Source organism: 'Camptotheca acuminata' phytoplasma (assembly GCF_041276565.1).
GTDB lineage: Bacteria > Bacillota_I > Bacilli_A > Acholeplasmatales > Acholeplasmataceae > Phytoplasma.
This window is the reverse complement of the sequence record NZ_JBGGGR010000025.1, coordinates 1-4,774: the sequence shown is the minus strand read 5'-3', so window position 1 is coordinate 4,774 and position 4,774 is coordinate 1. Positions and strand designations below refer to the sequence as shown.

Here is a 4,774-nt window from a genome sequence, read left to right as displayed (position 1 = left end):
AAAGGAATTAAAAATGGAAAACTATATTCAATCTAAATTGAAACAATTAAAATTCAAAACAATAACACCTATTCAAGAAGAAATATTCAAAAATTTTCATAAACCTTTTCATTTAGTAGGGATATCGCCCACAGGAACAGGTAAAACACATGCTTATTTATTGCCTATTTTAAATCAAATTAACTGGAATAAAAACACAATTCAAGCCATCGTTGTCGTTCCTACCAACGAGTTAATTTTTCAAATTTTGAAAATGTCCAAAGAGGTAGAACCAAAAAGTTCTCAAATCAAAATTTTATACAGAGGAATGGATAAACAAAAAATACTTAAAACTTTTGAAAAAAAACAACCTCCTTTAATTATAACTACTCTGGATAAATTAGCTCAATATGATTCTTTGTTGAAAGTAATCAAATTTTATCAATCTTCTTTGTTGGTTTTAGATGAAGCAGATATGTTATTTGATCAAAATTCCTTATCTTTATTAGATAATTTACTAATCAAATGGCAACCTAAAATTTTATTATTTTCAGCTTCTATAACTGAAAATATGACACCTTTCATCAATAAATATTTCGGAAAATCTTTATTCTTAAATGTCAATGATAAACAAAAATTAAATTTAAAATATTACGCTTTATTAAGTTACAAAGAAACACGTTTAAATGATTTAATGCATTTGATGAAAAATCTCAATCCTTATTCGGCTTTGATTTTTTTTTCCACCAAACAAGAACAATCAAAAGTATATACTTCTCTGAAAGAATTAAAACTTAATATTTTAAATTTTCATTCTGATCTCACAATAGAAAAAAGAAAATATTTTATGAATGAAATCAGAAAAGCCAAATATCAATATATTTTAGCGAGTGATTTAGTATCTAGAGGTCTTGATCTAGATATCGAATGGGTCATTCACTATGATTTACCTCATAAAAATCTAGAATTTTTTCAACATAGAAGCGGAAGAACAGGACGAATGGGTAAAGAAGGCAAAATAATTGTTTTTTATGATGAAAAAGATAAAGAAACTTTAAATAAATTAAAAATCAAAAACAATATTATTTTTAAAGAAATAACTTTAAATAAAAACGGTTTTTCTGAAAAAGAGAAAAAAGAACCAAGAACAACAAAAAAAATCCAAACATTTTTAACTTCGCCCCATAAAAAAAATGTTCCTCAAATAAAAAAAAATTATAAAATAAAAAAAAGAAAGTTCGATAAAAATAAAAAATATGCTAAAAATAGGTAGTCATGTATCTTTTAAAAGTCCTTCTTTTTACTTAAATTCTTTAAAAGAAACTTTATCTTTTGGAGCTAATACTTTTATGATTTATTCAGGAGCTCCTCAAAATAATCAAAGAATTGATATAAAAAAAGTCTTTATTAAAGAAACATTACAAGAAATAGAAAAAAATAATTTAAACTTAAATGATTTAGTTGGTCATGCTCCTTATATAATTAATTTAGCTAATCCTTCTCTAGAAAAAAGAAATTTCGCTATTTCTTTTTTAACTGAAGAATTAAAAAGATTCGCAAAATTACAAATTCCTCAAATGGTTTTACATCCTGGCAATAGTCTCAAACAAACAAAAAAAGAAGCTATTGAATTCATAGCACAAGGAATTAATCAAATTTTTCAAAATACCTCTTCTTTAAAAACAAAAATAGCGCTTGAAACGATGGCCGGAAAAGGAACTGAAATAGGTTCTTCTTTTAATGAAATGAAAGAAATTATTAATTTAATCGAAGATAAAACCAGGATTAGCGTCTGTTTTGATACTTGTCATGTTTTCGATTCAGGATATGATATTAAAAATAATTTCGAATCAGTTATGTTAGAATTTGAACAAATTATTAATAAAAAATATTTAAGTGTCTTGCATATTAATGATTCTAAAAATGATTTAGGAAACAAAAAAGATCGACATGAAAATATTGGTTATGGGAAAATAGGTTTTGAATCTTTAATTAAAATTATTCATCATCCTCTCTTTTCCTCTTTGCCTAAAATTTTAGAAACTCCTTTTGTTAATAATCTTCCTCCTTATAAATTAGAAATCGAAATGATTAAAGAAAAAAAATTTAATCCTAATATAAAAAATATTTTAATCAATAAATAAAAATTCACAAATAAAAAAATCCTATTCAATTTAATGAAATAGGATTTTTCTTTATAATATCTTCTAATTCTTCTTTACGTATAGTTTCGTTTGGTTTTTCTATTAATCGTTGGGCAATTATTTTTAAAACTTTTTGATTTTTTTCGATTATCTGTTTAGTTTCTTTTAAATAAAAATCTAATTGTTTTGGTTTGGGTGGTTGTATTCTTTGAAAAGCGTTTTTAGCATTCCTAATATCATCAGAACATCCTTCTTTGATTTTTTTTGGATCCATTTTATTATTATCAGCTAAAAAAGATTGAGCCGCTTGTCCTCCAAAAGACAACAAAACATCTAACCTAGGGTTTGCCTTTTTTTTTATAGTCATAGTATGCCCTAAAGTATGACCTCTTTTTTTAATAGTAACGTATTTAACTTCAAAATGTTCTGGATGAGCTAAAGCAATTAATGTATGTCCAGATTCATGATAAGCTGTTATTTCTTTTTCTGTTAAATATCCAGAATTATTTGGAAACAAATTAAAAATTTTCTGTCCATACAAAAAATAAACATTAAACAATAATATAATAAAATTAAAAGAAAGTAAAAAATAAAAAATTGGAGAATACTTTTTTTGAGTCATAGTATTATATAAAAACCTTTCTTCTAATTTTAGAATTTAAAAACAATAGAAATGCATTTTAAACAAAAATTTCTAATTTTCATCAAAAGGTATTTTATCGATTCTTTTAATTTCGTAATCTAAAATCATATACGTCATTTTTTCTAGGAAATCAATTTTGACATTTCGTAAATGTATAAGGTGTTCATCTATTTTACGTTTTACTTCATTTTGAATTCTGGAAATATAATAAGGCACATTGTTTTCTGTTATTTTTTCCCAACTTAATTTAGATATAAAATTTATCATCTGTTTATCAAAATTATTTTGAAAATTTGAATTTATTTTATCAATAGAAGAAGATAAATCCAAATTGATCTGAGAATTTTTTTGATCTAAGTCGATATTCAGAATATTATATGCTAAATTAAGTTTGTTTTTTGTATTATTTGAATATTCTTCATATTTGTTTAATACATCTTCTTTATTTTTTGATTTTATTTTGTTATCTTTGAATTCTTTTTGTTTACTAAAAAACGGATCTGAGTCTTGGTTTATTTGAGTTAATAATAATGTTGCGTTTGTTTGTAATATTTGTATTTCATCTTTAAGTTTATTTTGTTCTTTGTCAAAAAAAAATATTTTATTTTGTTTTTCCGATTCAAGATTTGTTTTTAAATTTCGGAAATATAATTCATAATCTCTCTTATCAGTTTCAAAACTCTTATATTCTGAAATAAATTCTTCCATTTCGCTTTTAACAAAACCTTTCAATTTGTTGTCTTCTAAATGTTTAACTAAAATCGAAATTTGGTCAATATTTTTATATATATCAGTAATATTATTTATCAACGAATTTTGTTTTATCAAAAAATCTTTTATTAGATTTTCTTGATTGTTTTCTGAAAGAGTAATATCTAATTCGGAAATTAATTTATTACGGTATTCTTCGCTTATATCATTGTATTTCTCTTTTATATTTTCTTGTTGTTTTTTTAATATTACTTTAATAGAATTAATTTGTTGATCTAAATTGTTTAATGAATTCAATAATCTAGATTTATAATCATCTAAAAAATTATAATATTGTGATTTTAATATGTAAGGAATCTTTTCATTTTGAGATAATAACTGAATCATATAAATAAATTTGAAATACATTTTTTTTATATATTCTAATTTTTGGATTGTTTCTATATTTTCATATTCAATACAAGTTTGAAAGTAGTATATAATTGAATCTAAGTTTTTAATTCTAAGTTTTTGAATATTTATAATGTAATTTTTAGAAAATTCTGCTATTACATTATATGGAAAATCTTCAAAAAGTACAACAAAATTATTATTCGAATTAAATTTATCTAATTCTGTTTTATTTTCTTTTTCTTTATTTTCTTCAATCGATTGAGGAAATAATTTCTCTATTTCATATTTTATACTTGTTAAAAATGTGTTTATATCAAAAATTTCTTTTATATCAGAAAATTTGTTAAAGACTTGTTTTAATTCTTCTTCTAATTCTTGGGATAATCTATCAATTTGAGGTTTCACCTCGTTCGAAATATGTTTGTGAACCCCATTATAATACTCCGTTAAAAAAGAAATAAAAAAAATATTTCTCTCCGTTACAAATTGTTGTTTTGCAGCTTCTGGAAAGTCTTCTAATAATTCAATTCTTTTTCTAATATTTTTTTGTAATTCATCATTATATAATAATTCAATTCTTTTTTCTTTATTTGTTTGTAATTCATCATTATATAAAGGAGCTTGTGCGTCTGAAAAAATTTGTTGTGTATATTTATATTCAAACAAATATTCTTGTTGTTCTTTGAATTTTTTTCCTAACTCTTTGCTTATTTCCGATTCTTCTCCTGCTTCTCGAATTGTCTTTTGTTCGTTGGTAGAAGATGAAGTTTTTAAAGGTTCAATAACTTGATTCATATCAGAATCAGAAATTTCAACTGTTTGTGAAGGAATTTGTGAAGACGGTTCATTATTTGCAGTTGGAGCTGTTGTTAAAGGTTCAATAACTTGATTCATATCAGAATCA

The 4,774-nt window shown here is 23.3% G+C and carries 4 protein-coding genes; 2 read left to right on the top strand and 2 right to left on the bottom strand.

Annotation, left to right across the window (positions count from 1 at the left end):
• Together AB6A63_RS01915 and AB6A63_RS01910 are read left to right on the top strand one after the other, a co-directional pair.
• Positions 1–1,252, top strand: a 1,252-nt coding sequence (locus AB6A63_RS01915; RefSeq protein ID WP_370431007.1) for a DEAD/DEAH box helicase, incomplete at its 5' end; no start/stop codon positions are given.
• The gene (locus tag AB6A63_RS01910; protein WP_370431006.1) at positions 1,236–2,123 is read left to right on the top strand and encodes a deoxyribonuclease IV; all 888 of its coding nucleotides are present in this window, start codon (positions 1,236–1,238) and stop codon (positions 2,121–2,123) included. The genes AB6A63_RS01915 and AB6A63_RS01910, both read left to right, overlap by 17 nt.
• A gap of 25 nt (positions 2,124–2,148) precedes the next feature.
• Here AB6A63_RS01910 and AB6A63_RS01905 read toward each other — a convergent pair whose 3' ends face one another.
• Positions 2,149–2,640: a hypothetical protein gene (locus AB6A63_RS01905; RefSeq protein WP_370431005.1), complete on the bottom strand. Its 492-nt coding sequence runs from the start codon at positions 2,638–2,640 to the stop codon at positions 2,149–2,151.
• Between the two features lie 177 nt (positions 2,641–2,817).
• The coding region (locus AB6A63_RS01900; RefSeq protein ID WP_370431004.1) for a hypothetical protein at positions 2,818–4,774 on the bottom strand (1,957 nt) is incomplete at its 5' end.

What these genes read in the sequence shown, in the direction of transcription:
- AB6A63_RS01910 (WP_370431006.1), top strand. Translation starts at nt 1,236, where the DNA reads ATGCTAAAAATAGGTAGTCATGTATCTTTTAAAAGTCCTTCTTTTTAC.